At 46.5% G+C, this 26,046-nt stretch carries 21 protein-coding genes; 1 reads left to right on the top strand and 20 read right to left on the bottom strand.

The genetic code is table 11. The features are described from left to right. Positions 1 to 11: 11 nt before the first annotated feature. The 4 genes from argJ to secA form a co-directional block, all read right to left on the bottom strand. Positions 12 to 1,247, bottom strand: a complete 1,236-nt coding sequence (argJ, locus tag ICN34_RS06620; RefSeq protein WP_216121554.1) for a bifunctional glutamate N-acetyltransferase/amino-acid acetyltransferase ArgJ — start codon at positions 1,245 to 1,247, stop codon at positions 12 to 14. 80 nt (positions 1,248 to 1,327) lie between these two features. Then, the gene (locus ICN34_RS06615; RefSeq protein WP_216121552.1) at positions 1,328 to 3,451 is read right to left on the bottom strand and encodes a molybdopterin cofactor-binding domain-containing protein; all 2,124 of its coding nucleotides are present in this window, start codon (positions 3,449 to 3,451) and stop codon (positions 1,328 to 1,330) included. Between the two features lie 14 nt (positions 3,452 to 3,465). Next, entirely contained in the window at positions 3,466 to 3,924 is a 459-nt protein-coding gene (locus tag ICN34_RS06610) for a (2Fe-2S)-binding protein (RefSeq protein ID WP_216121550.1), read from the bottom strand. A 173-nt stretch (positions 3,925 to 4,097) separates the two neighbouring features. After that, positions 4,098 to 6,863 carry a preprotein translocase subunit SecA gene (gene secA, locus ICN34_RS06605; RefSeq protein ID WP_216121548.1) on the bottom strand — a complete coding sequence of 922 codons (2,766 nt, stop codon included), beginning with the start codon at positions 6,861 to 6,863 and terminating at the stop codon, positions 4,098 to 4,100. A 54-nt stretch (positions 6,864 to 6,917) separates the two neighbouring features. Between secA and ICN34_RS06600 the strand changes: the two genes are divergently transcribed. Continuing rightward, a complete protein-coding gene (locus tag ICN34_RS06600; protein ID WP_072583447.1) occupies positions 6,918 to 7,415 on the top strand; it encodes a hypothetical protein in 498 nt (165 codons plus the stop codon). Positions 7,416 to 7,436: 21 nt separating this feature from the next. Here ICN34_RS06600 and lpxC read toward each other — a convergent pair whose 3' ends face one another. The 16 genes from lpxC to rsmH form a co-directional block, all read right to left on the bottom strand. Beyond that, positions 7,437 to 8,351 carry a UDP-3-O-acyl-N-acetylglucosamine deacetylase gene (gene lpxC / locus ICN34_RS06595; RefSeq protein ID WP_216121546.1) on the bottom strand — a complete coding sequence of 305 codons (915 nt, stop codon included), beginning with the start codon at positions 8,349 to 8,351 and terminating at the stop codon, positions 7,437 to 7,439. 47 nt (positions 8,352 to 8,398) lie between these two features. Further along, a complete protein-coding gene (locus tag ICN34_RS06590) occupies positions 8,399 to 8,899 on the bottom strand; it encodes a peroxiredoxin (RefSeq protein WP_072583387.1) in 501 nt (166 codons plus the stop codon). 112 nt (positions 8,900 to 9,011) lie between these two features. After that, positions 9,012 to 10,352 (bottom strand): cell division protein FtsZ, encoded by a 1,341-nt coding sequence (gene ftsZ, locus ICN34_RS06585; RefSeq protein ID WP_072583388.1) that lies wholly within the window; start codon positions 10,350 to 10,352, stop codon positions 9,012 to 9,014. Positions 10,353 to 10,400: 48 nt separating this feature from the next. Beyond that, positions 10,401 to 11,630 (bottom strand): cell division protein FtsA, encoded by a 1,230-nt coding sequence (ftsA, locus tag ICN34_RS06580; RefSeq protein WP_072583389.1) that lies wholly within the window; start codon positions 11,628 to 11,630, stop codon positions 10,401 to 10,403. A gap of 9 nt (positions 11,631 to 11,639) precedes the next feature. Continuing rightward, positions 11,640 to 12,497 carry a cell division protein FtsQ/DivIB gene (locus ICN34_RS06575; RefSeq protein WP_216121545.1) on the bottom strand — a complete coding sequence of 286 codons (858 nt, stop codon included), beginning with the start codon at positions 12,495 to 12,497 and terminating at the stop codon, positions 11,640 to 11,642. Further along, complete coding sequence (locus ICN34_RS06570; RefSeq protein ID WP_255538595.1) at positions 12,494 to 13,507, bottom strand: D-alanine--D-alanine ligase; 1,014 nt, start codon at positions 13,505 to 13,507, stop codon at positions 12,494 to 12,496. The genes ICN34_RS06575 and ICN34_RS06570 overlap by 4 nt, the downstream gene beginning before the upstream one ends. After that, positions 13,500 to 14,936, bottom strand: a complete 1,437-nt coding sequence (gene murC / locus ICN34_RS06565; protein ID WP_072583392.1) for a UDP-N-acetylmuramate--L-alanine ligase — start codon at positions 14,934 to 14,936, stop codon at positions 13,500 to 13,502. Before murC ends, ICN34_RS06570 begins: the two co-directional genes overlap by 8 nt. Continuing rightward, positions 14,933 to 16,006 carry an undecaprenyldiphospho-muramoylpentapeptide beta-N-acetylglucosaminyltransferase gene (gene murG / locus ICN34_RS06560; RefSeq protein WP_216121543.1) on the bottom strand — a complete coding sequence of 358 codons (1,074 nt, stop codon included), beginning with the start codon at positions 16,004 to 16,006 and terminating at the stop codon, positions 14,933 to 14,935. The genes murC and murG overlap by 4 nt, the downstream gene beginning before the upstream one ends. After that, on the bottom strand, positions 16,003 to 17,274 hold the full coding sequence (ftsW, locus tag ICN34_RS06555; protein ID WP_072583394.1) for a putative lipid II flippase FtsW: 1,272 nt from the start codon (positions 17,272 to 17,274) through the stop codon (positions 16,003 to 16,005). Before ftsW ends, murG begins: the two co-directional genes overlap by 4 nt. Continuing rightward, on the bottom strand, positions 17,271 to 18,854 hold the full coding sequence (gene murD, locus ICN34_RS06550; RefSeq protein WP_216121757.1) for a UDP-N-acetylmuramoyl-L-alanine--D-glutamate ligase: 1,584 nt from the start codon (positions 18,852 to 18,854) through the stop codon (positions 17,271 to 17,273). The genes ftsW and murD overlap by 4 nt, the downstream gene beginning before the upstream one ends. A 52-nt stretch (positions 18,855 to 18,906) precedes the next feature. Continuing rightward, positions 18,907 to 20,076, bottom strand: a complete 1,170-nt coding sequence (gene mraY, locus ICN34_RS06545) for a phospho-N-acetylmuramoyl-pentapeptide-transferase (RefSeq protein WP_072583395.1) — start codon at positions 20,074 to 20,076, stop codon at positions 18,907 to 18,909. Then, positions 20,067 to 21,515 carry a UDP-N-acetylmuramoyl-tripeptide--D-alanyl-D-alanine ligase gene (gene murF / locus ICN34_RS06540; RefSeq protein ID WP_216121541.1) on the bottom strand — a complete coding sequence of 483 codons (1,449 nt, stop codon included), beginning with the start codon at positions 21,513 to 21,515 and terminating at the stop codon, positions 20,067 to 20,069. Before murF ends, mraY begins: the two co-directional genes overlap by 10 nt. Next, the gene (locus tag ICN34_RS06535) at positions 21,515 to 23,065 is read right to left on the bottom strand and encodes a UDP-N-acetylmuramoyl-L-alanyl-D-glutamate--2,6-diaminopimelate ligase (protein WP_216121539.1); all 1,551 of its coding nucleotides are present in this window, start codon (positions 23,063 to 23,065) and stop codon (positions 21,515 to 21,517) included. Before ICN34_RS06535 ends, murF begins: the two co-directional genes overlap by 1 nt. Continuing rightward, on the bottom strand, positions 23,062 to 24,834 hold the full coding sequence (locus tag ICN34_RS06530; protein WP_072583398.1) for a penicillin-binding protein 2: 1,773 nt from the start codon (positions 24,832 to 24,834) through the stop codon (positions 23,062 to 23,064). The genes ICN34_RS06535 and ICN34_RS06530 overlap by 4 nt, the downstream gene beginning before the upstream one ends. Then, entirely contained in the window at positions 24,831 to 25,097 is a 267-nt protein-coding gene (gene ftsL / locus ICN34_RS06525) for a cell division protein FtsL (RefSeq protein WP_216121536.1), read from the bottom strand. The genes ICN34_RS06530 and ftsL overlap by 4 nt, the downstream gene beginning before the upstream one ends. Further along, positions 25,094 to 26,044, bottom strand: a complete 951-nt coding sequence (rsmH, locus tag ICN34_RS06520) for a 16S rRNA (cytosine(1402)-N(4))-methyltransferase RsmH (protein ID WP_072583400.1) — start codon at positions 26,042 to 26,044, stop codon at positions 25,094 to 25,096. The genes ftsL and rsmH overlap by 4 nt, the downstream gene beginning before the upstream one ends. Positions 26,045 to 26,046 lie beyond the last annotated feature (2 nt).

Here is a 26,046-nt window from a genome sequence, read left to right as displayed (position 1 = left end):
CGGATAGTCTTTTATGAGCGGTAATCTGCATTAATAGATACATAGTCATGCGACAAGTCACAAGTCCACATAGTTTGTGTAGCGTTGCCGCGACCCAAGTCAATCTTGACGGTAATTTCTGGAGCCTGCATGACCCTCTGACCATCAGCCTCGAGATAGTCAGGGTTGCGTCCACCATTTTTAGCAACCCAAACATCTCCTAGCCACATTTGTACGCGATTCACATCTAAATCAGCGATACCCGCATAGCCAATCGCTGCCAGGATGCGGCCTAAATTAGGGTCGCTAGCGAAGAAAGCAGTTTTTACTAAAGGGGAATGGGCAACTGCCTTAGCAACCAAGCGGCACTCCTCAGAAGTCTTTCCACCAAGCACTTCGATCGTCATAAATTTGGTTGCCCCTTCGCCATCGCGCACAATCATTTGCGCCAGCTTTCTAGCTAGTGCAATTAATGCATCTCGTAGGATCACATAACTAGGATCGTTCGCCGATTGAATTTGCACTGATGACTGACCCGTCGCCATAATGATGAAAGAGTCATTAGTGGATGTATCACCATCAATAGTGATCGCATTAAATGAAAGATCCGCTATCTCACGAGTAAGACCACTCAATAGGCCAGGTGCAAATCCAGCATCAGTAGCAATAAATCCCAGCATGGTTGCCATATTGGGGTGAATCATGCCAGCGCCCTTACAGATACCAGTAATAGTCACCATTCCTGCAGGTGTTTGTAGAGTTGCTGAAGTGGCTTTAGGCTGAGTATCCGTGGTCATAATGGCTTCAGCCGCATCAAACCAATTGTCATCGCTAAGGTTTGCCACCGCCCTTGGCAAAGCGCTAATAATTTTCTCAATCGGGAGCGGCTCAAGAATCACGCCGGTTGAAAAAGGCAGAATCTGCTCTGGATGAATCTTCAGATCCTTAGCCAAAGCTGCGCAGGTTTCTAAGGCATGCTTCATGCCAGATGCACCAGTCCCAGCATTAGCATTGCCGGTATTCACCACCAGAGCTCGAATTTCACCATTTCGACCCTCTTGTGCCAAATGCTCGCGACAAACTTGTACTGGAGCAGCGCAAAAACGATTTAGAGTAAAAACGCCAGCAACCTGGGAACCAGGCGCTAAAGTCATTACCAATAAATCTTTACGATTTGCCTTCTTAATACCAGCTTCGGCGATGCCCATCTCAAAACCTTTAATAGGCTTTAGTTCGGCTTTTTGGGGGAGGGGTAAGTTAACAGTCATAGTCTGATAATTGTAGATGAGGCTCAAAAATAAAGCGCACCTTCTAGGCGCGCTTTATTGGTTAAACCCCATTACAGATACTATGCCTTGATTGGCAACTCCCGAATCCGCTTGCCAGTTGCTGCGGCGATTGCATTTACTAGAGCTGGGGCCACTAAAGGCACTCCAACCTCACCCAAACCACCCGGCTTCTCCTGACTTGGCACCAAATGCACCTCAACTACTGGCACTTGATTTTGTCTCAAGCTAGGGTAGTTATTGAAGTTGTTCTGCTGAACCCGGCCATTCTCAATCGTGATTTCATTGCTCAAGGCTGCGCTCAAGCCGTAGATCACGCCACCAGTGAGCTGTGCCCTTGCTTGATCAGGATGCACTGTAATTCCGCAATCAGAAACAAACGTAATTTTCTTAACCTTGGTCTCTTTAGCCGCAGAATCTAATTCAAGTATGCAAGCAGAATAGGTGTCATAACACTCCATCTGTGCAACACCAAAACGCTTACTACCAGGAATGTATCCAGACTTTTTCACTGCCAACTCAAGAACAGCCTTTGCTCGTGGGTGCTTGCCTAAAGATGCCATCCGATACGCAACAGGATCTTTGCCAGCGGCTTTAGCGGCCTCATCTACAAAACTCTCAATTGCAAAAGCATTTAACGCATTACTGACTGAGCGCCAATAACCCACTCGAAGTCCGGTATCCGTAATCACATTAGTAATTTCTAGATTAGGTATTTCATAAGTAATATTGTTGGAGCCCTCCACCATGAATGGATCAAAACCATCCTTCACAAAACCAGGAAAGGCTCGTGCTGTCACTGACTGAGAAACCATTTTGGCTTTCAAGGAAGCCAGCTGACCATTAGCACCCAAGACTCCATCCACTTTATGAATACTCATAGGACGATAGAAGTCATGAGTAATGTCATCTTCCTTGGTCCAGAGCATCTTGACTGGCATGCCAGCTGCTTTAGAAATTTCAGCGGCCTGACGAATAAAGTCCAGCTCCAATTTACGGCCAAATCCACCGCCCAGAAAGGTGGTTTCAATAGTGACATCTTCTGGCTTAACGCCGGCCGCAGCTGCAGCCACAGCCTGCCCACCTTGCTGAAACTGAATTGGCCCAATAATTCTGCACTTGCCATTAGATACATCGGCAGAACAGTTCACAGGCTCCATGGTGGAATGGGCCAAGTACGGCAAAAAGTATTGGGCGCTCAGCGGCTTGCCATTTGCAACGACAGCATTGGAATCACCCACTGTTTTAATCACAGCCCCTTTTTTAGATAAACCATCCTCCAATGACTTACGAACAACCGCATTGCTCAGGTTGGCATTAGACCCTTCGTTCCAGGCAATCTTCAGGGCATCTCTACCTTTGCGCGCGGTATAAAAGTCTTTAGCTAATACTGCAACACCATCCGAAATCTGGACAACTTTAATTACTCCAGATACCTTCATTGCAGCGGAAGCATCAAAGGATGTAGGCGTACCTCCAATAACAGGGCATTGCGCTAAGGATGCAATTGCCATACCCGGAATCTTGACGTCAATTCCATAAACTGCTTTGCCGGCAACCTTACTTGGCGTATCCAAACGGCGCATCGATTCTTTGCCAATCACCATAAAGTTCGCTGGCGATTTCAGGGCCGGCTTTTCTGGAAGGGGTAACTTAGCAGCATCAGCAGCTAGCTCACCATACGTGGCTGACTTACCACTAGCATGCGTTACTTTTCCATTCATAGCCTTACAGTCGGCAGCTGCAACATTCCAACGTTGAGCAGCGGCCTGAACTAAGACAGTACGAGTTGCGGCTCCGGCAGTTCTTAACTTATCAAAGGCTTCGCGTACTGAAGTTGAGCCGCCGGTAATTTGACCACCCAACATCGCATTGATGTAAACAGGGGCAACTCCAGCAATCTGCACCTGAATCATTGAGAGGGGTAAATTTAATTCCTCGGCTAGCAAAGCTGGTAAAGAGGTATATACGTCCTGACCCATCTCTGAGCGAGCACAAATAAGCGTAATTTGATTATCCGGGGTAATTTTTACCCAAGCGTTTGCTAAAGCAGGCTTTGCCGCATCCCCTACAGCAGCTTCACTTGCCAGCGGCAGATGCATCCCGATAACAAAGGCACCGCCAAGAACGGCACTTTGCTGAATAAATTGACGACGGCTGTTGCTTTTTAAAGATTGATTTTTCATATGATCTTTACCCTTTATGCCAATTTATCTGCAGCGCGTTTGACTGCTTTTTCGATACGAGAATAGGTACCGCAGCGACAAATATTGCCGCTCATGGCATTTTTAATATCATCACTACTAGGCTGTTTTTTCTTTGCCAATAAATCGGCTGCAGACATCATTTGCCCAGTTTGACAATATCCACACTGAGGCACATCAAACTCGATCCAAGCGTCTTGAAGTGCTTTCCCAACTTTTGCCGTTAAACCCTCGAGAGTGGTAACCGACTTACCGCCTGCAGCAGATATAGGGGTGGAGCAAGAACGGATAGCAGCACCTTCTAGATGAACTGTACAGGCACCACAAAGTCCTGCGCCACAGCCATACTTTGGACTCGTGATATCTAAATGGTCTCGTAAGACCCAGAGAATTGGCGTTTCAGGATCCCCATCGAAATTAACAGCTTCACCATTGAGAGTAAAAGACACGGTCATAACGCCCCCTTATTTAAATTTAAGATTTTGCAGACAAAGCAAATATTTTTGCGCCTACAAATCATGACAGATCTCAGGGTCTCTAGGGGTATTAAATTATTAGGGATTCTACTAAGAAAAATGGCCCAGATAAATCTGAGCCATTTAAGTAGTGTCGCGTGAAGATTAAAAATCTAAGCTAAGGCGCCGTGGCAGTTTTTATACTTCTTTCCGCTACCGCAAGTGCAGGGATCGTTGCGACCTACCTTTGGACCTGCGCGAAGAGGGGCTGGCTGAATATCCACTGCAGCGCCACGATCACCCGTTGAGCCCGCTACTTCCTTATCGGCGTCAGCATGTTGATACTGAACATCTGAAAGCTTTGCCAGGTCCTCATTCATAGATTCCGAAGCCTGATCTAACTCGCTTGAGCTCCTAATCTGAACCGTCATGATGTTTTTCACAACGTCATTTTTGATGACATTGAGCAATTCACCATACAGCTCAAATGCTTCACGACGATATTCTTGCTTAGGATCTTTTTGCGCATACCCGCGCAAATGAATACCCTGCCGCAAATGATCCAAAGCAGCCAAGTGCTCACGCCAGTGACTATCCAAGCTATACAGAAGCACGGAGCGCTCAAAGCCTGCAAAAGATTCACGCCCAGAGAGTTCGACCTTTGCATCATAAGCTTCCTTAGCGGCCTGCAATACACGATCAACGATTTCTGCATCATCTACAGTCTCGGCACCTTCAACCCAATTTCTGAGGTCAAGTTCAAGACCCCACTCACTGGCTAAAACGTTTTCCAGTCCAACTAGGTCCCACTGCTCTTCCATAGACTCCAGAGGAACATAAACTGAGGAAACGGAACGCAAAACATCTTCGCGCAAATTAGCAATTAACTCGCCAATATCAGCACTCTCAAGCACTTCATTTCTGAGGCGGTAAGTTTCTTTACGCTGATCATTGGCAACGTTGTCATATTCCAGCAATTGCTTACGAATATCGAAGTTGCGGCCTTCAACTTTGCGTTGAGCAGACTCAATAGAGCGCGTCACCATACCCGCCTCAATCGGCTCACCATCGGGCATCTTGAGACGCTCCATGACGGAACGTAAACGATCGCCTGCAAATATGCGTAGCAGCGGATCATCCAATGAAAGGTAGAAGCGGGAGGAGCCAGGATCACCCTGGCGGCCCGAACGGCCTCTTAACTGGTTATCGATACGACGACTCTCGTGTCGCTCGGTGCCAATGATATGTAAACCACCCGCAGCAAGTACTTGGTCATGAATACTTTGCCACTCATCCTGCAACTGCTTAATTTTGGCTGCTTTATCAGGATCAGCTAGTGCGCCGTCAGCCTCAATCAAAGAAGACTGCTTGCCGACGTTGCCGCCAAGCACGATATCAGTACCACGGCCTGCCATATTAGTAGCAATCGTGATCATTTTTGGGCGACCAGCTTGAGCAATAATTTCTGCTTCACGAGCATGCTGTTTTGCATTTAAAACTTGGTGCGGTAATTTGCGCTGATCTAATAGATTCGCAATCAACTCAGAGTTTTCAATCGAAGTGGTACCAACTAATACTGGCTGGCCACGTTCATAACAATCTTCGATATCTTTAATCACCGCGTCATAGCGTTCGCGAGATGACTTATAGATCTGATCTTGCTTATCTTTTCTTTGGCTAATACGATTTGGCGGAATCACAACTGTTTCTAAGTTGTAGATTTCTTTAAATTCATACGCCTCAGTATCGGCAGTACCAGTCATACCGGCTAACTTGCCATACATGCGGAAATAATTTTGGAAAGTAATCGTCGCTAAAGTTTGATTCTCATTCTGAATCTGCACACCCTCTTTAGCTTCTACAGCCTGATGCAATCCATCAGACCAACGACGACCTTGCATCAAACGACCTGTAAATTCATCTACGATGATGACTTCGCCACCCTGAACAACGTATTGTTGATCGCGGTGATAGAGCGTGTGTGCGCGCAGAGCAGCATAAACGTGATGCATCAAAGTAATATTTTGCGGCGCATAAAGAGAGTCACCATCATTGAGCGCGCCCAATTGAACCAATATAGACTCAGCCTTGTCATGACCTTGTTCGGTCAAATAAACCTGCTGAGACTTCTCATCTACCCAGTAGTCACCTGGCTTCTCAACACCCGTACCATCTGCCTTCTCTTCGCCAATTTGACGTTCTAAATATGATGGCAGAGCATTAATTTTGATATAGAGATCAGTGTGATCTTCAGCCTGACCAGAAATGATTAATGGAGTACGAGCCTCATCAATCAGAATGGAGTCGACTTCATCAACGATCGCATAAGCTAAACCACGTTGCACGCGCTGATCCAAATCCTGAACCATGTTGTCGCGTAAGTAATCGAAGCCAAATTCGTTATTGGTGCCGTAAGTAATATCAGCGGCATAAGCCTCTTGCTTAGTAGTGTGGTCCATTTGAGATAGGTTCACACCCACCTTCATGCCCAGGAAGTTATACAACTTCGACATCCATTCGGCATCACGCTGTGCTAAATAATCATTCACCGTAACAACATGAACACCTTTACCAGCCAAAGCATTCAAATAGACTGGAAGAGTAGCTGTTAGGGTTTTTCCTTCGCCTGTACCCATCTCGGCAATCTTGCCTTGATGCAAAGCCAAGCCACCCAAAATCTGCGCATCAAAGTGGCGCATCTTCATAACGCGCGTGCTAGCCTCTCGAACTACCGCAAATGCTTCCGCAGCGATGTCATCTAAGGACTCTCCAGCGGCAAGGCGTGACTTGAATTCTGCAGTTTTTGCAGCAAGTGCAGAATCATCCAAAGATTGCAGGCTCGCCTCAAAAGTGGCGACCTTAGCAACGACTTTGCGATACTGTTTTAAGAGGCGGTCGTTACGACTGCCGACCAGGGTTTTAAGAAGACCGATTACCATGGGATATTGAAGAAAATTAAGTCCTTGAGTTTATCACCCGCAACCCCATTTTTTATGAACTTTAGCCCTAAATCATCCCGCAAGCCCACAGCTCACGACTGGATGGATTACCTACGTGAATCTGATGGTCTTGGGGGAATTTTGGCTAAAACCGAAGATCTAGCCAAACTCAAGACAACCATTAACTCAGCCCTAACGAAGCTTGATTTAGACCATCTGAGCCCAAAAATTGAAGCTGGTTGGCGTTCTGGCTCGCAAGATGAGCTATTTTTACTGGTCAGTAGCGCCAGCATTGCCAGCCGCTTACAGCAAATATTACCCAGTTTAATCAATGAGTTAGGTAAATCTGGGCTACCTTGTAAGGCAATCAAAGTACGAGTTAAACCCGCTCCACCCAGCTGGGAAGTTAAACCTCGCCAAGATCAGCGTGAAAAGCCAAGAGGATTAAATGAGGTTGCCAAAAAATCCTGGGAATCGTTATTGGAGAAGTTAGGGCCAGACTCTGGTTTACGCTCCTCCATTGAGAAACTGCTGAAAAATAAACCAAAGTAGCTCAAAACTACTTCAGCGCCCTTAGAAAAAGAGGGGCTGACTTTCTTGAGAGTAGGCACCTGGAGCCTTATTTTCAGCAAAGGAGCTGATTTCATAAGAGCTAGGGTCTTCTAAAAGCTTCCGCAAAAGTGCGTTATTGAGAGCATGCCCAGATTTCTCTGCAACATAAGCTCCCACAATAGGGTGTCCGATGAGATACAGATCGCCAATCGCATCTAATATTTTGTGACGCACAAATTCGTCTTCATAACGAAGTTCTTCGTTATTCAAAATGCGGTGCTCATCTAAAACAATCGCGTTATCCAAGCTACCGCCACGCGCCAATCCCATTTCGCGCAATGCTTCAACTTCATGCGCAAATCCAAAAGTACGCGCCCGACCAATTTCACTGCGGTAGGCTTGTTCTGCAAAATCAACCACAAAACGTTGACCTGTTTTATCCACCGCAGGGTGCTTGAAGTCAATCGTGAAATCTAACTTAAACCCAAAGAATGGCTCTAAGCGCGCAAGCTTATCGCCCTCGCGAACCTCTACTGGTTTTTTAATCACTACAAATTGACGTGGCGCATCTTGCTCTGCAATGCCAGCAGATTCAATTAGGAATAAGAATGAAGCGGCGCTACCATCCATGATAGGCACTTCCTCACCGTCAAGCTCTATCAATAAATTATCAAGACCAAGACCAGCACAGGCTGAAAGCAGATGTTCCACTGTAGAAACACGCACACCATCCTTCTGAATAACAGAAGCCAATCTTGTGTCACATACAGCTAAAGCGGTTGCCGGCACAACTGACTGTTCAGATGTATCCACCCGAACAAACTGAACCCCTGAATTTACTGGCGCAGGTTTGATAGAAATCGTCACCTTGCGACCAGAGTGCAAGCCAATCCCCACGGTCTTAACCGGAGTGGCGATGGTGCGTTGCTTCATCATATTTGGGTATTTAAATTCAGGGGGTATTTGTTATATAAGGGTTTGAATTACAGCTTTTTCAAAATGGAAGCGGCATCACTTACTTCAAACTTACCTGGAGCTTCGCGGTCTAATGACTTCACCACACCATCTTCAATAATCATGGCATAACGATCTGAGCGAACACCAAAACCTCGAGCAGTTAAGTCCAACTCTAAACCAAGCTTTTTAGTGAACTCAGCACTGCCATCACCTAACATGCGAATCTTTTTGCCAACTTTTTGATCGCGTCCCCATGCGCCCATCACAAATGGGTCATTTACAGAAACACACCAAATTTCGTCAACACCTTTAGCTTTAATCGCATCATAGTGCTCAACATAACCAGGCACATGCTTTGCAGAGCAAGTGGGTGTAAACGCGCCAGGCAATGCAAACAACACAATCTTTTTTCCAGCTGCCAGCTTTTCAACTTCAAAAGCATTTGGCCCTAAGGAGCAGCCTTCTGTCTCTTCATTCATAAATTCATAAAGAGTAGCGTTCGGTAATTTTTGTCCAACAGCAATCATGACATCTCCAATAAATAATTGTTAGTAAGCATGCCAACGCAAGCGCGGGATTCGTCGTCCGGAGGGGCGCCGCGCTGGCATTTCGCAATTACCTATTGTATTAAGCAGTTAATTAATCTGCTTGTTTACGCAAAAAGGCTGGAATTTCATAGTAATCAGCCCCTTTGTCCAACATGGATTTAGCCTGAGGAGAACTATCCGCACCTAATGTAGGCGCAGGAGTCGCTTCACGAGAGCTACGAAAAACCCGTGGCAAGTCATATTGGCTATAGTCAACGCCAGTACTCGCCGGTTGAGCTGCCATTGCTGGAGCACTACCTGTTCCAGTGAGAGCCAAACCTGCACTAGTACTTAAGGCAGAATCCACACTTACTTTGCTCATTGCTGCTGATGCGCTAGCAGGGGCAAAGCTATTGAGGTCTGCCATCGTTGGCATTGCATCATGAGTACCAGTAGCTTGTCTCCAAACTACTTCAGGTTGGTTGTTTTTACGTGCTTGAGGATTATTCAAACCAGTAGCAACTACAGTTACACGTAAGGCATCGCCTAGGCTCTCGTCATAAACAGTACCAAAGATTACGGTTGCGTCATCAGCGGCATAACCACGAATCGCCGCCATGACTTCGCGAGTCTCAGACAATTTCAATGAACGGCTAGCAGTAATGTTTACCAACACGCCACGTGCACCTGATAGATCAACACCTTCGAGTAATGGTGATGCCACCGCAGCTTCAGCAGCTAAGCGTGCACGGTCCATACCAGAAACAGTTGCCGTTCCCATCATGGCTTTACCTTGCTCACCCATTACTGTTTTAACGTCTTCAAAGTCAACGTTGATCAAACCTTGAACATTGATGATTTCTGCAATACCAGAAACTGCGTTATGCAACACGTCATCAGCGCAAGCAAATGCTTTGTCAAACTCAGCGTCTTCACCCATTACTTCAAAGAGCTTTTCGTTGAGCACAACAATTAATGAATCTACATATGACTCGAGCTCTGCAGCACCATTCTCCGCAACCTTCAAGCGCTTTACACCCTCAAAGTCAAATGGCTTACTAATGACGCCAACAGTCAAAATGCCCATTTCTTTAGCTACTTGAGCCACGATTGGAGCCGCTCCAGTTCCTGTGCCGCCACCCATACCAGCAGTGATGAACACCATGTGTGCGCCTTGCAATGTATCGGCAATGCGAGCACGCGCTTCTTCAGCAGAAGCTGCGCCGATTTCTGGTTTGGCACCAGCACCTAATCCGCTAGAACCCAGTTGCAAATTCACAGATGCTTCAGAACGCTGTAATGCGCCAGCATCGGTGTTCATGCAAATGAACTCTACGCCATTAACACCGCGACGGATCATATGCTGGACAGCATTGCCACCAGCGCCACCGACTCCAACCACTTTAATAATGGTCTTGCCAGCTGTTTCTTGATCTAACATTTCAAATTCCATATACCCTCCTAGGTAAATACGTACTACATTGACGACGACGAAAAAAACTTAAAAATTTCCTGCAAACCATTCCTTCATGCGCGAGATAACACCTTGCAACGCGCCTGATTGAGAAACACGACGACCGCGCAATAGCTGCGCTTGGCCTTCCATCAGCAAACCAATGCTGGTGGCATATCTGGGACTACGTAAAACTTCATGAAGATGGCCACGGTATTCAGGGGTTCCGATACGAGCAGGCCTCAAAAAGACTTGTTCGGCCAACTCCACCATGCCTGGCATTAATGCTGTGCCGCCTGTTAAAACAATTCCAGAAGAAACCATATCTTCGTATCCGGAGTCACGAACTAGGCCTCTTACCAGCGTGAATAACTCTTCAACGCGCGGCTCAATTACTGCTGCCAAAGCTTGTTTAGACATCGGGCGTGGCTCACGGTCACCAACACCAGGAACATCAATCATCGCGGTTGGATCAGCCATCTCTTGACGAGCGATACCATGCGCAATTTTCAAATCTTCGGCATCAATCGTTGGTGTGCGCAATGCCATCGCAATGTCATTCGTAATTTGATCACCAGCAATTGGAATCACTGCTGTGTGACGAATCGAACCCTGACAATAAATTGCAATATCGGTTGTACCACCGCCAATATCAACTAACACCACACCAAGCTCTTTCTCATCTTCGGTCAATACCGCCAAGCTTGAAGCTAAAGGCTGCAAGATCAGGTCGTTAACTTCGAGGCCACAACGGCGTACACACTTCACAATATTTTGAGCAGCACTTACAGCGCCAGTAACAATGTGGACCTTCACCTCTAAGCGAAGACCGCTCATGCCAATTGGTTCGCGGACATCTTCTTGACCATCAATAATGAATTCCTGAACCAGAATATGCAGAATCTGTTGATCTGTTGGAATATTGATTGCTTTTGCCGTTTCCAGTACGCGCTCGACATCTCCAGAGCCAACTTCTTTATCGCGTATTGCAACCATACCGCTCGAGTTAAAACTCACAATGTGATTACCAGCAATTCCTGTAAAGACTTGCACAATCTGGCGATCAGCCATCACTTCAGCCTCTTCAAGTGCCTTCTGAATGGACTGAACGGTAGCTTCAATATTGACTACAACACCCTTCTTTAATCCTTTGGATGCAGTTTGGCCAACACCCACTACGTTGAATTGACCATCAGGAGCTAACTCAGCAACCAAGGCAACAACCTTGGAAGTTCCAATATCTAAACCAACCAAAATATCGCGATTGTCTTTACTCATTACCATTCCTCATTGCTTCAGCTCACTTTTTTTGCCATCTACTTCATTCTTTTTCAAACTTACAGATGCAAGATGAACTGCAAAACCATTTGCATATCGCAGATCGACTGCATCTACTCGATTCGCCCACTTCTCTTGTACTTGCGGCCAATATTTAAATAAACGCGCCACACGTTCTTCCGTTAAATTTTTATCCGAGCTTTCCTCATCGCGGCCAAACTCTACTTTCATTCCGTTTGAGAGCTTGACATGCCATGCGTAACGTTCAGTCAGAGCAAGGCTAGTGACTTCTGCGCCCCATGGCTTAAACCAATTGTTGGCTTTTTCATAAAGACTCATTACCTCTTTACCTGCATCTTCAGGGCCAGAGAAGTCGACTAAACGTACATCCTCACCCACCTCAGAAACGCGTCCAGTAAAGAGCTCGCCATGGGTATTCATTAGCGCGTGACTCTCAGCGCCTCCCCAGGTACCAAAAGGCTTCTGCTCTTCAATACTCACCACCAGACCATTTGGCCATACACGACGGACATTGGCATGTCGCACCCAAGGCATACTTTCAAAGCCTCGCTTCACATCTTCTAAGCGAACGCTGAAGAAATTACCCTGTACTGTTTCTAAAACTTGTTGCTTAACAATAGGCTTGTTAATGTGTTTCAAGGTTTGGCCAGCAACTGGTTCAATCTGGATCTGCTTCAAAGCGAACACTGGTCGCTGACTTAACCAAACCAAAATACCAATGACGAGCATCACCACAAAGCAACGCAGCAGGAAACGACTCAGCTTCTCCATGCGCTCCGCATGATTCCAAAGCGGAGACATCAACATAGAGAAAATTTCACCGAAGCGGTCCATGAAGTTACTCATGCAGCTGCACCTTCTTTTTGCTGCAACGTTTGACTAAGCAACCAAAGCACTAGATCGGCATACTCAATACCAGCAGCTTTGGCGGCCATTGGCACCAAAGAGTGGGAAGTCATACCAGGAGAAGTATTCATTTCCAACAAGTAAGGTTTGCCGGTCTTTTGATCTAACATCACATCAGCGCGACCCCATGTACGACAACCCAAGGCTTTATATGCCGCTAAGGCCAACTCCTGAACAGCGGCATTCACCTCAGGTGCAAGCCCAGTAGGGCATAAGTACTGAGTTTCATTAGAGAAATATTTATTATGAAAATCGTAATTTGCTTGCGGTGGAATAATTTTGATCACTGGTAAAGCTTCAGCCGTCTTGCCTTGACCAACTAGCGGACAAGTTAACTCATCGCCAATAATGCAAGTCTCTGCAATCACTTTTTTATCCAACCCAGCAGCAAGCTTGTATGCAGCTGGCAACTCGTCTACTGACTTCACTTTTGTTAAGCCTAAAGAGGATCCCTCATGCGCAGGCTTCACAATCAAAGGCAAGCCCAGATGTTTCACAACTGCATTCCAGTCGCTATCAGCTGTAAGCTCTTCATACTCAGGAGTGGCAAGTCCATTACTAATCCAGACTTGCTTGGTGACAATTTTGTCGATTGCTAGAGCAGAGGCCAAAACACCACTACCTGTATAAGGTAACCCTAACAACTCCAGCAATCCTTGGATGGTTCCGTCTTCACCAAAGCGGCCATGCAAGGAAATGAATACACGATCGAAGTTTTCTTTTGCTATTTCGGTAGGGCAACGCAAACCCGTATCAAAAGCATGGGCATCAACCCCTTTTACGCGCAAAGCTTCTAATACGCCATTGCCTGACATAAGAGAAATCTCCCGTTCGCCTGATTTACCGCCCAGCAAAACACCAACACGGCCTAAAGACTTAAGATCTAGGCCAGCCAAGCTGGACTTAACGCGATCACCCCAGGAAATCAAATTAGCACCTACCTTAGACATGCTTCGCCTCCGACAACGTATGTGGCAAAGCAGAAATTGATCCCGCACCCATCGTAATTAAGACATCTCCATCTTTTAGAACTTGACTTAACTTTTCTGACATCTCCGCAACATTTGCAGCATAAGCAACTGCGCTCGAATCTAATAAGGCTTTAGAATTTTTGTCTTCAGTGATAGCGGCCTTCATCAAACTCTTGCTGTCAGCCCCCGGAATTTTTGCTTCGCCCGCTGGATACACATCGGTCAGCACTAAAGCATCAAAATTTTTGAGAACTTGAACAAACTCGCCAAAGCAATCACGCGTTCTAGTGAAGCGGTGCGGCTGGAATGCCAATACCAAGCGACGATCTGGGAAGGCACCTCTTGCTGCAGCTAAGGTTGCAGCCATTTCTACTGGGTGATGGCCATAATCATCGATCAAGGTAAAGCTACCACCACCTACCAAGGGAATCTCTCCATAACGCTGGAAGCGACGACCAACACCACTAAAGTCAAACAGTGCTTTCATAATTGCTTCATCACCCACACCCAACTCTGTTGCTATGCCAATAGCAGCTAAAGCGTTGCGAACGTTATGTAAGCCCGGTAAATTCAAGGTGATATTTAATGGGCCCGGCTTATTGCCATGCCTGCGCACAGTGCGGCGATCAACCCTGAAGTGCATTTGAGTACCATCAGCGCGAACATTGCTTGCGCGAATATCTGCATCCTCCGACAAACCGTAGCGAAGTACGGGCTGAGATACGAATGGAATGATGTCGCGCACATTAGCATCATCAATACAAAGCACTGCCACACCATAAAAAGGCATACGCTGAATGAACTGAACAAATGCCTGCTTCAATCGAGCCATATCGTGCTGATAGGTATCCATATGATCAGCATCAATATTGGTTACCACTTCCATGGCCGGAAATAATTGCAAGAAAGAGGCATCTGATTCATCTGCCTCGACCACAATAAAATCTCCCTGACCTAAGCGCGCATTGGCGCCTGCGGAATTGAGTTTGCCGCCAATCACAAATGTGGGATCTAGACCACCTTCAGCTAAAACGGATGCAACCAAGCTGGTAGTAGTTGTTTTGCCGTGTGTGCCAGCAATTGCAATGCCCTGTTTCAGGCGCATCAACTCACCCAACATGACTGCGCGCTGAATCACTGGTACCTTCGCCGCGCGTGCAGCCAAAACCTCTGGATTATTGCCTGCAACAGCAGTAGAAATCACTACCGCCTCTGCCGTACCAATATTTTTAGGGTCATGCCCAATATGAATGACTGCGCCCAAATCTCTAAGGCGTTTAGTGACTGCGCCATCCGCTAAGTCTGACCCTGAAACTTGGTAACCCAAGTTCAACAGTACTTCAGCGATGCCGCTCATGCCAGCACCACCGATACCGACGAAGTGAATTTGCTGAACGATATGCTTCATATTCCTACTCCCGCACAATTTGCGCATACCTCAGCTACACGCTGGGTAGCGTGTGGTTTTGCTAAAGCATGCGCACGTAATGCCATCTCTTTTAATTCTGTGCGATTAAAGTTCTGAATCATCATTGCTAAATCTTGCGGGTTTAGTAATGGCTGCGGCAACAAAATCGCTGCATTCGCATTTGCCAAAAACTGTGCATTCGCAGTTTGGTGGTTGTCAATTGCAAATGGGAATGGAATAAGGCAAGAGGCAATGCCACAAGCGGCTATTTCAGAAACTGTCATGGCGCCTGAACGGCAAATCACCAAATCGGCCTGTGAATATGCAGCTGGCATGTCATCAATGAAGGAACGAATATCTGCTGCTACACCTAAGTCGGCATATCGCTTCTGTACATCTGCTAAATGCTTGTCGCCCGCCTGATGAATTACTTTGGGACGTGACTCTACTGGAATTAATGCCAGCGCAGTCGGAATACTTTCATTAAGAGCAGCAGCACCCAAGCTACCACCTACGACCAAGATAGATAAAGGCCCTTGGCGCTCTTCATATCGATCCGCAGGTGCCAACATATGATCAAACTCTTCGCGAATAGGATTGCCCACCCACTCTGCGTGCGCCATCGTATCTGGAAACCCAGTTAAGGTCCGCATAGCAATTTTGCTCAGCGCACGATTGGCACTTCCAGCTACCGAATTAGATTCATGCAGAACCAATGGGCGCTTCAATAATTTAGATACCAAACCACCAGGGAAAGTAATGTAACCGCCCATACCCAAAACAACATTCGGTTTTAAGCGACGCATAATTTTCCAGCTTTGATAGCAAGCGCGTATGAGGTTAATGGGTAACATCAACTTTGCTTTTAATCCCTTGCCACGCAGGCCACTAAACTGAACTGCCTCAAATGGAAAATCACAAGACTTCACGAGGCGATACTCCATGCCAGCTTGATTACCCAACCAAGAGACCTTCCAACCGCAAATCCGCAAATATTCGGCGACAGCGAGGCCTGGAAAGATATGTCCACCAGTACCGCCAGCCATCACCAAGATTGAGGGTTTAGTCAAAGCTTCCCTCCACGCATGAGGATGCGATTTTCAAAATCAATACGCAGCAACATTGCAACGGCAACTGCGTTCATCAAAATTCCAGAGCCGCCATAACTTACCAATGGCAAAGTAAGGCCTTTGGTTGGTAACAACCCAAGGTTCACACCCATATTGATGAAAGCCTGCCAACCAATCCAAATGGCAACGCCCTTAGCTGCAAGTCCTGCAAAGCTACGATCCAACTGCAAAGCAGTGCGGCCAATTAAGAAGGCGCGACGCACGATCCAATAAAACAAGAAGATCACCACCACCACACCAACAAATCCTAACTCTTCGCCAATCACAGCCATGATGAAATCGGTATGCGCTTCTGGTAAGTAGTGCAGTTTTTCTACGCTACCGCCAAGTCCTGTACCAAACCATTCGCCACGACCAAATGCCATTAATGAATGGGTTAACTGATAGCCTTTATTGGCAGCGTTATCTACTTGCCATGGATCCATAAAGGCCAACATGCGTCCCCGACGGAATGGGGAAAGCGCAATCATCGTTGCACCACTCATCAACCCAACCAGAATCAAACCGCCAAATAACTTGGCATTAATACCGCCCAAAAAGAGGATGCCAAATGCAATCAAGGCAACTACTACGAATGCACCCATATCTGGCTCAGCCATCAACAGACCACCTACCAGAGCAACTGCAATACCCATCGGTAGCATGCCCTTCACAAAGGAATGGAGATACTCCTGGCGTTGAACGGTATAACTTGCTGCAAATATCACAGCAGCAAATTTCATCAACTCAGATGGCTGAAAATTCATCAAGCCCAGAGGAATCCAACGCTTCGCACCATTCACACCCTTGCCTACACCAGGAATTAGAACGGCGATCAGTAATAAAACGGTAAACCCAAAAATGACTGGTGAATAACGATCCCATACTTTAGTAGGTATCTTAAAAGCCCAGATACCGACACCAATCGCAATCACCAAAGAAATCACGTGACGAATGAGAAAGAAGTTACTACTGTAATTTGCATACTTCGGTCCATCGGCCAAAGTAATGGAAGCCGAGTACACCATGACTAAGCCAATCAAGGTCAAGGATAAGACCGCCCACACAAGTAACTGGTCATATTCCATCATGCGCGAACGGGTTTGCTCTACACCTGAAACAGCATCTCGCAATCCAGTGCGGAAGTTATCGATTCCACCCCTTGAAAAATTCCAGAAGCGATTTAGGCCAAGTCGATTTTCAGGAAAGAATTTTTCTTTTAAGCTCATACCTGGACTCCTTCAAAGCGCATGCCTAGCTCTTCAACCTCTGCAGCAAATACTTGAGCACGCTCAACATAATCATGGAACTGATCTAAGCTTGCACAGGCTGGTGAGAGTAATACCAAGTCTCCTGATACAGCTTTTGAGGCAGCAGCCTGAACTGCAGAAATTAAATCGCCACAATTTGTACTTTGAATTTCTGAGCCAAGAGCTTCGCCAATTGCAGCGCCATCTTTACCGATTAGGAATGCGCCCTTCACAAAACGTAACGCGGGTTCACGTAGCGGACTGAAATCCTGGCCTTTGCCATCGCCACCAGCAATCAACCAAATTCGCTTGCCAGACTCGTTGCTACCCAAGCCATTCAATGCGGCGACAGTCGCACCTACATTAGTGCCCTTGCTGTCATCTACATATTCAACATCTTTAACAATCGCAATACTTTGCACACGATGTGGCTCACCATGGTAATCACGCAAGCCATGTAACAGCGCATTCATAGGTAAATTAGCAGCACGTGCTAAGGCCAGGGCTGCAAGCGCATTTAATGCATTATGTCGGCCACGTATTCTTAAGGCGTCAGCTGGAATAAGGCGCTTGAGGCGCAACGGCTCCTCTTCTTCAACTACTGCAGATTTACGACGACGCTTAGGCTTGGGCTCAACATCCTCATCTACTTCAGCCCATACCAGCCAATCTATTCCGCCCGCACGTAAGTCATGCTCAATTCCAAAAGCGCCTTGCTCATCTGGGCGATTTGAGCCAAAGGTCACAATGGCTCTCTCTGCTTTTTGCTCTTCAGACAGCAGCCCCATTACAAGAGAATCATCGCGATTCAGAATACAAACTGTATCAACACCAAATATCCGTGACTTTGCTTGTGCATAGGCTTGCATATCGCCATGCCAATCTAAATGGTCTTGAGTAATATTCAATACCGTTGCTGCTGTAGCATTCAAGGTATGGGTGTAAACCAACTGAAAGCTGGATAACTCTAAGACCCAAACATCTGGCATATCCACGATTTGATCGGCAATATCCAAGCAACTCATCAACTTTTCTAAGGCAGCAGGGCTAATATTTCCTGCAACAGCAACCTTCTTGCCAGCACGCTCACAGAGTTGTCCGGTTAATGCGGTGGTAGTTGTTTTACCGTTGGTGCCAGTGACAGCCAATACTGCAGCTGCATAACTCATCTCTTGCGCTTGTGCCAAACGACTTAAAGCAGAAATTGCGCGAGCAAAAAATTCAATCTCACTCCACACATCGATTTCAGCCTGTTCGGCTTTAACCAAGAAAGCATAGGTTGGGTCTTGCACCGGAGAAAGTCCCGGGCTAATACCAATCACGTCAATATTCTTAAGTAAGCTTTCATCCAGGGGACCAAAACAAACATCTTTGAGGCCAGCAATCCGAAGCTCTTCCAGCCAAGCATTTTGACGCACAGTAAAAGAGGATTGCTCACGCGTATCAGCTAAGCGGACTTCGGCACCATTTCGCAGGCACCACTTCGCCATAGCTACTCCAGACTCACCCAATCCCAAGATAAGGAATCGGTTCGGAGCTTGGTAACCTTCATCACTCATGAAGGCTGCATTTGCAAAGGTATTTTCTAAAATCAACATATTTACTTTTGGTTCACCGTAACTTCAAGCTAGATAAGCCAATTAAGACTAGGAGGATGGTAATAATCCAGAAACGCACAACCACTTGCGTCTCCTTCCAACCACCCAATTCAAAATGGTGATGCAATGGCGCCATCCGGAAAATGCGACGACCCTCTCCAAAATGCTTTTTAGTGAGCTTGAACCAAAATACTTGCATCATTACCGAAACAGTCTCAGCAACAAAGATGCCGCCCATCACAAACAACACGATTTCTTGACGAACAATCACAGCGATAGTGCCAAGGGCTCCGCCCAAAGCGAGCGCGCCCACATCACCCATAAATACTTGTGCTGGGTGTGTGTTAAACCAAAGGAAGGCTAAGCCAGCACCGCCCATAGCTCCACAGAAAATCATGAGTTCACCAGCGCCTGGTATGTAAGGGAAGAGGAGATACTTTGCATAAATCGCATTACCCATCACATAAGCAAAAGCACCCAAAGCAGCCCCTACCAAGATCACTGGCATGATGACAAGGCCATCTAGACCATCGGTTAAGTTCACTGCATTACTACTGCCTACGATTACTAAGTAACTCAAAATAATGAAGCCCATCACACCCAATGGATAGCTCACTTCTTTCATAAAGGGCAACAGCAAGTTGGTTTTTGCAGGCAGATCTAAAGCAAATCCACTTCTTAACCATTCATAAAATAATTGCAATACTTTTAGGTTATTTACTTCAGAAACGGAGAATGCAAGATAGATAGCGGCAAATAAACCAATTAGTGTTTGCCAGAAGAACTTCTCTCTTGAAGCCATTCCTTTAGGATCTTTGTAGACTACTTTGCGATAGTCATCTACCCAGCCAACTAAACCAAAACCAAAAGTCACAATCATCACAATCCAAATAAATCGATTGCTGAGATCGGCCCACAACATGCATGAGATAAAGATACCGATCAAAATCAAAACACCACCCATAGTTGGGGTGCCTGATTTCACTAAATGGGTTTGTGGCCCATCAGTGCGGACTGCTTGACCCATTTTCAGGGCGCTTAATTTACGAATCACCCAAGGTCCCGCAGCTAAACCAATCAATAATGCAGTAACCGTTGCCATCACCGCTCTAAAAGTGATGTAGTTAAATACCCGGAAGAATCCGAAATCATCTTGCAACCATTGCGCCAACATTAAGAGCATGTTTTAGCCTCCTCTAACAAGGCCTGCACTACACGCTCCATGCGCATAAACCGTGAACCTTTAACCAAAATATTTAAGTGCTGATTGCTGCCGCTAGACTGGGCATGCAAAGCATCTCTTAATTGCATAATGAGACTATCCATATCAGCAAAATGAGTTGCACTAGATACAGTCGCACTATTACCAACAACCTCGTTAAATCCCTGAAGAGCAAATTGGCATTGCTCCCCCAAAGCAAATAGTTTTGAGATTCCTTGTTCAGCAGCATAGGCACCAACTTCACGATGAAACTCGGGGCCCTGATTGCCAACCTCACCCATATCACCCAAAATCAACCAAGATAAATTACCCGATTGCTTTAAAGCATCGATGGCAGCTCTTACGGAATCCGGGTTAGCGTTATAGCTATCGTCAATTAAGGTGTGATTTGAATCAATCACTTTTGCCTGCATACGCCCATTTACTGGTGAGAATGATTCAAGACCCTGCTTAATCTTTTCAAGACTTATACCTGCTGCGATACCAACCGCACTCGCAGCCAAGGCATTGCGAACATTGTGACTACCCAATGTATTTAATTGAACTTCGGTAGCCCCTTGTTCAGTTTTAATCTGTACATGCCCATTGCTTAGCAAACTTCCGGTCACAGCAGCCGAAACCTTAGACTGAGCAGACAACAAAACAAAATCAATGACTTTTCGACCAGCAGCAGCCTGGCGCCAAACATTTGAAAATTCTGAGTCTGCTGGGAATACAGCAATACCATCAGTTGGTAAAGCACGAATAGCATCTGAATGCTCTTCTGCTACCGCCGCTACTGTGGCCATGAACTCTTGATGCTCGCGCTGGGCATTATTAATTAATGCGATATTTGCTTGCGCAATCGCAGCTAACTGCGCTGTTTCACCAGGATGATTCATACCAAGCTCAACCACAGCAAGACGATCCGTTGTGCGCAATTTCAACAGTGTCAGTGGCAAACCAATATCGTTATTCAGATTTCCCTTGGTAACCAAAGTATTTTGTTCGCCCACTGCGGCTTTAAAAATTGAAGCAATCATCTCTTTAACGGTAGTCTTACCATTGCTGCCAGTAACCAATGCCAAAGGAATGGGGTGATTAGCCCGCCATGCTTTTGCTAAATTTCCTAAACCAATACGCGTGTTTGAAACGCAAATAGCAGGTAAGTCCGGCGGGCATTTATCTTGCGAACTAACTAAGGCAGCACTGGCGCCTGCCTTAGTCACATCGGATAAAAAGTCATGTGCATCAAAGCGCTCACCAAATAAAGCGACAAATAATTCATTGCGATCGATCTGGCGACTGTCAGTACCCACTCGAGAAACAGAGATTTCCTGGGCAGCTTGTGCAGAAGTATTCAGTAATTTACTTCCAGGCAACATTGCCTGTACTTGTGCAAGGGTGGTCATAATAGACATCAGGCTCCACCTCCAGCGGCTAAGCGAATATGCTCTTGATCAGAAAAATCAAATTTCTTACCATTAGTTTCTTGAGTAGTTTCATGACCCTTGCCAGCAACCAAGACAATATCGCAAGCATCCGCATGACGAATTGCTGCCATGATGGCAGATGCACGATCGGCTATAACTTGAACGTTCTGTGCATCCTTGCTAATACCACCGCGCACCATCTCCATAATGGCTTGTGGATTTTCAGAACGAGGGTTGTCGCTTGTAATTAGAATATGGTCGGCATTGCGCTCTGCAACAGCACCCATTAGCGAACGCTTACCAGCATCACGATCACCGCCACAACCAAAGACACACCAAATTTTTCCACCGCGCTGCTCAGCAATAGGACGTAATGCTTGTAAGGTTTTCTCCAAAGCATCTGGGGTATGCGCGTAATCCACAACTGCTAACAAGCCCTCTTTCTTTTGAGATTTACCCAAAGGAATTAATTCCATACGGCCAATCACTGGATTTAATTGGCTCACTTTTTGAGCGGCTACTTCCAAGCTCATACCCTGTGAAAGTAATACCGTCCACACCGCAAGCGCATTACTTAAATTAAACTCACCTAGCAAAGGAATATGCAATTGAGCACTTCCCACTCCATTAAAAATGAAGCTTGCGTTGTAACCCGCTCCACTCAGTAGGATATCTTTTGCATAGATACGGAATAAACGATCACCAAATTTTTCAAATCCTTGGAACGCGGATTGAGACAATGCATATGCCCAGACCTTCAAGCCCTCTTTTGCCAACAAGTTCATGGCAAGCTCACGACCAAAAGCATCATCCAAGTTAATCACTGCGTGCTCAAGGCCGGTTTGCTGAAATAACTTAGCCTTTGCCTCGGCGTAATCAGCCATGCTGCCGTGGTAATCCAAATGATCCTGCGTCAGATTCGTAAAGACTGCACAGTGAATATCTGTTCCAGCGATTCTCTCTTGATGCAAAGCATGCGAAGATACTTCCATCGCGACTTGTTTAGCTCCAGCGCTGCGCAACTCTGCTAACTGCGTTTGTAATTTAGGTGCGTCTGGAGTGGTATAACCAGTTTGCACCAATGCACCAGGGAACCCAGTGCCCAAGGTGCCCAAAACTGCAGTGTGATGACTGTTAGTATCTAAAGCCTGGGCTAACCATTGCGTGATGCTAGTTTTGCCATTAGTACCAGTGACACCAATGATTTTTAATGCTTTACTCGGATGGCCATACCATTGCGCACATAGCTCACCCGCTTTTGTAGCAAGATGTTCAACAGCAAAACATTGTGGATGATCTAAATATTGCTTACCCGTACCCGCTGGATCGAAGACTACAGCGGCTGCACCACTCTCTAATGCCGCCTCAATAAATTGACGACCATCACGCAAAGCATTGCCATGACCTACAGGGTAGGCAAAAAAGATATCGCCAGACTGAATCTGGCGACTATCCGCACATACTTTTGCGGAGAAGTTCGCTAAAGTATGTAAGTGGTCAATCAAATGATTGGTGTCTATTTTCAAATCCACCCTCATCGCTTCAAAACCACATGTTGAGCGTGTGCAGCTGCTGGCCGAATTTCTTCTGGGGCTTTATCTTCCAACACCATTTGCTTAACTTTGTTGTCTGGCAAGACGTTTAATGAACGCAGCGTCTCCCCAACAATTGTCGAGAATACGGGTGCTGCAACATCACCTCCGTAGTAGCTCCCCCCAGTAGGCTCATCGATCATAACCGCCACCGAGATACGTGGCTCACTAATAGGCGCGATACCAGCAAAATACGCTAAGTATTTATTTCCATAACCTTTTCCTACAATCTTGTGTGCAGTGCCCGTTTTACCACCTACGCGATATCCATCCGCCTGAGCTTTGACAGCCGTTCCACCAGGCTGAGTGACCGTCTCCAACATTTGACGCATTTCAGTTGCAGTTTTGGCTGAGATCACTCTGGTTCCAGGCTTAAATTCGGGGCTGCGCTCAATCGTGATGGGCACCAACTCCCCATCACGGGCAAAGATCGTATAAGCGCGAGCCACTTGAAATAATGAACCTGATAAGCCGTATCCAAATGCAATGCGCGCTTGATCGCTTGCCACCCATTTTGAATAAGGATGAAGAGTGCCAGCCACTGCGCCACGAAACCCAATTTTTGGAGTCTGGCCAAAGCCAACGGCGCTATACATATCCCACATCTCTTCAGGCGTGAGGTAATTCATTGCAATCTTGGCGGCGCCAATATTGCTGGATTTTTGAATCACTTGCGCTATAGTTAAATTGCCGTTGGGATGTGTGTCAGTAATTGGCTTTTTGCCAACTAAATAACTCGCACCAATTACCATGTTCGTGGTGGGTGTGATTGCACCCTTCTCTAAAGCAGCTGAAACTGTAAATGGCTTAATCGTAGAACCAGGCTCAAACATATCTGTCAATGCCCGATTGCGCAGTTGCTCTCCCGTGAGATATCTGCGGTCATTTGGGTTGTAGCTTGGGTAATTTGCAAGAGCTAAGATTTCGCCAGACTGAGTATCAATCACAACAGCACTGCCTGCTTTTGCGTGATGTTCCTCGACCGCACTCTTTACTGCGTTATAGGCAATATATTGAATCTTACTGTCAACTGATAACTGCAAATCCTTACCGTTTTGAGGCAAGCGATCAATGCCCACTTCCTCAACTACACGCCCCAGCCGATCAACGACCACACGACGTTGCCCAGTGTGACCAGCTAGCTGCTCTTCTCTTGAATACTCTATTCCTTCTTGGCCAAGATCATTCACATTTGTAAAGCCAACCACGTGCGCCATCGCCTCACCTTCTGGGTAGAAGCGACGATATTCATTATTTAAACCAATGCCAGGGATCTCTAGCTGTTTAATTTGCTGCGCTACAACTGGATCAACTTGACGCTTTAAGAAAACCTGCTTGCGCTCTTCTTTCAACTTTTTGCGCAGATCAGATTCGCTCATTTGCAAAAGACTTGCCAATTTCTGCACTTTGTCTGCGGCTAAATCATCTGGAACGGTATCGTTATAAGCAATCACCGACTTAGCTTCTAAGCTCGTTGCAATCACCTGACCATTACGATCCAAAATTTTTCCGCGACTAGCGGGTAGCTCTAATTCGCGCTGAGTGCCACGCACGCCCTTGGCTTCATAGAATGCATTTCCTGGGCCCTGAATCCAAAACGCACGTAACAACAGCATCATGAACACAAAAAACAAAAGGAATAGCATCAAGCGCGACCGCCACATTGGCAGACGCAATACTAAATTTGGCGTAGTAGAGAATCCAACCGGCCTCATTTAGCCTCCTTCAAGTACAAAGTACGCTCAGGAGAAATAGGCGCCATATGCAATTGGTTACGGGCAACATCACGAATACGTGCAGACTTCGAAAGATTACGCTGCTCATACTCTAAGCGCAACCAGTCTTGGTTTAACTTACGCTCTTCTATCTGTGCGCGCTCCTGAAGAATGAATAATTTTCGCGCACGTTGCTGAGCCGCAACCAGCGATAGGGCGCAAATCAATAGCAATGCGAGCAGAGTCAAGGTAGCGCGATTCATGCGGATACTCCCATGCGCTTTTCAGCCACACGCATGATTGCAGAGCGGGCACGAGGATTCTCAGATACCTCAGCATCGCTTGGCTTAACTCGACCAATAATTTCTAGGGCGCTTTGTGGCAAGTCTTTTTCGCGTACCGGTAACCCACGGGGCACTTCGACTTTTGCATGCGCTTGCATAAACTGCTTCACGATGCGGTCTTCTAACGAATGAAAACTAATCACTGCAAGTCTTGCGCCGGGCTTTAATAATTTCAAAGCCGCCTTCAAACCGAGTTCCAAATCTTCTAACTCGCGATTAATAAAAATACGCAATGCCTGGAAGGTTCTTGTTGCGGGATCTTGACCAGCCTCGCGCGTACGCACTACGCCCGCAACTAGACTTGCCAACTGAGTAGTTGTTTTGGGGGAAAGCCCTTCTTCTCGCTTAGCCACAATGGCTTTTGCGATCTGAAATGCAAAGCGCTCTTCTCCGTAAGTCTTAATCACGTGAGTGATTTCCTCCGGTGGGGCCTGCTCCAACCACTCTGCTGCAGTTAAACCATGGTCGGTATTCATGCGCATATCGAGCGGGCCTTCTCGGCGAAAAGAAAATCCCCGATGCGCTTCGTCCACTTGGGGTGAACTGATCCCCAAATCCAACAAAATTCCATCGACCGATTCCGCTTCCGCGTACTGGTCCATCTGCGCAAAACTGTCGTGCACAATTTTTAAACGTGGATCGTTGATTTTTTGCGCCACTGCAATCGCATCCAAATCTTTGTCGAAAGAAATCATTCGCGCCGAAGGATTCAACTCCTTGAGCAAGGCTTGTGTATGACCGCCGCGCCCGAAGGTTCCATCGATTACCAAAATTTTGTTTGCTGCACTTTGATTTTGAATCAGCGGACCGCCAACCAGCGCTGTCACCGCCTCGGCCAGCAACACTGGGCGATGAGTTATGTTCATGG

Origin of the sequence: Polynucleobacter sp. Tro8-14-1, from assembly GCF_018881655.1 — a bacterium.
Classification (GTDB): Bacteria; Pseudomonadota; Gammaproteobacteria; order Burkholderiales; family Burkholderiaceae; genus Polynucleobacter.
The sequence above is the reverse complement of the archived record's forward strand: the minus strand, read 5'-3'. Positions and strand labels throughout refer to the sequence as shown.

Bases quoted from the DNA above. Each gene is read 5' to 3' on its own strand.
- argJ (WP_216121554.1), bottom strand. From the start codon at position 1,247: ATGACTGTTAACTTACCCCTCCCCCAAAAAGCCGAACTAAAGCCTATT.
- ICN34_RS06615 (WP_216121552.1), bottom strand. From the start codon at position 3,451: ATGAAAAATCAATCTTTAAAAAGCAACAGCCGTCGTCAATTTATTCAG.
- ICN34_RS06610 (WP_216121550.1), bottom strand. From the start codon at position 3,924: ATGACCGTGTCTTTTACTCTCAATGGTGAAGCTGTTAATTTCGATGGG.
- secA (WP_216121548.1), bottom strand. From the start codon at position 6,863: ATGGTAATCGGTCTTCTTAAAACCCTGGTCGGCAGTCGTAACGACCGC.
- ICN34_RS06600 (WP_072583447.1), top strand. From the start codon at position 6,918: ATGAACTTTAGCCCTAAATCATCCCGCAAGCCCACAGCTCACGACTGG.
- lpxC (WP_216121546.1), bottom strand. From the start codon at position 8,351: ATGATGAAGCAACGCACCATCGCCACTCCGGTTAAGACCGTGGGGATT.
- ICN34_RS06590 (WP_072583387.1), bottom strand. From the start codon at position 8,899: ATGATTGCTGTTGGACAAAAATTACCGAACGCTACTCTTTATGAATTT.
- ftsZ (WP_072583388.1), bottom strand. From the start codon at position 10,352: ATGGAATTTGAAATGTTAGATCAAGAAACAGCTGGCAAGACCATTATT.
- ftsA (WP_072583389.1), bottom strand. From the start codon at position 11,630: ATGAGTAAAGACAATCGCGATATTTTGGTTGGTTTAGATATTGGAACT.
- ICN34_RS06575 (WP_216121545.1), bottom strand. From the start codon at position 12,497: ATGAGTAACTTCATGGACCGCTTCGGTGAAATTTTCTCTATGTTGATG.
- ICN34_RS06570 (WP_255538595.1), bottom strand. From the start codon at position 13,507: ATGTCTAAGGTAGGTGCTAATTTGATTTCCTGGGGTGATCGCGTTAAG.
- murC (WP_072583392.1), bottom strand. From the start codon at position 14,936: ATGAAGCATATCGTTCAGCAAATTCACTTCGTCGGTATCGGTGGTGCT.
- ftsW (WP_072583394.1), bottom strand. From the start codon at position 17,274: ATGAGCTTAAAAGAAAAATTCTTTCCTGAAAATCGACTTGGCCTAAAT.
- murD (WP_216121757.1), bottom strand. From the start codon at position 18,854: ATGAGTGATGAAGGTTACCAAGCTCCGAACCGATTCCTTATCTTGGGA.
- mraY (WP_072583395.1), bottom strand. From the start codon at position 20,076: ATGCTCTTAATGTTGGCGCAATGGTTGCAAGATGATTTCGGATTCTTC.
- murF (WP_216121541.1), bottom strand. From the start codon at position 21,515: ATGTCTATTATGACCACCCTTGCACAAGTACAGGCAATGTTGCCTGGA.
- ICN34_RS06535 (WP_216121539.1), bottom strand. From the start codon at position 23,065: ATGAGGGTGGATTTGAAAATAGACACCAATCATTTGATTGACCACTTA.
- ICN34_RS06530 (WP_072583398.1), bottom strand. From the start codon at position 24,834: ATGAGGCCGGTTGGATTCTCTACTACGCCAAATTTAGTATTGCGTCTG.
- ftsL (WP_216121536.1), bottom strand. From the start codon at position 25,097: ATGAATCGCGCTACCTTGACTCTGCTCGCATTGCTATTGATTTGCGCC.
- rsmH (WP_072583400.1), bottom strand. From the start codon at position 26,044: ATGAACATAACTCATCGCCCAGTGTTGCTGGCCGAGGCGGTGACAGCG.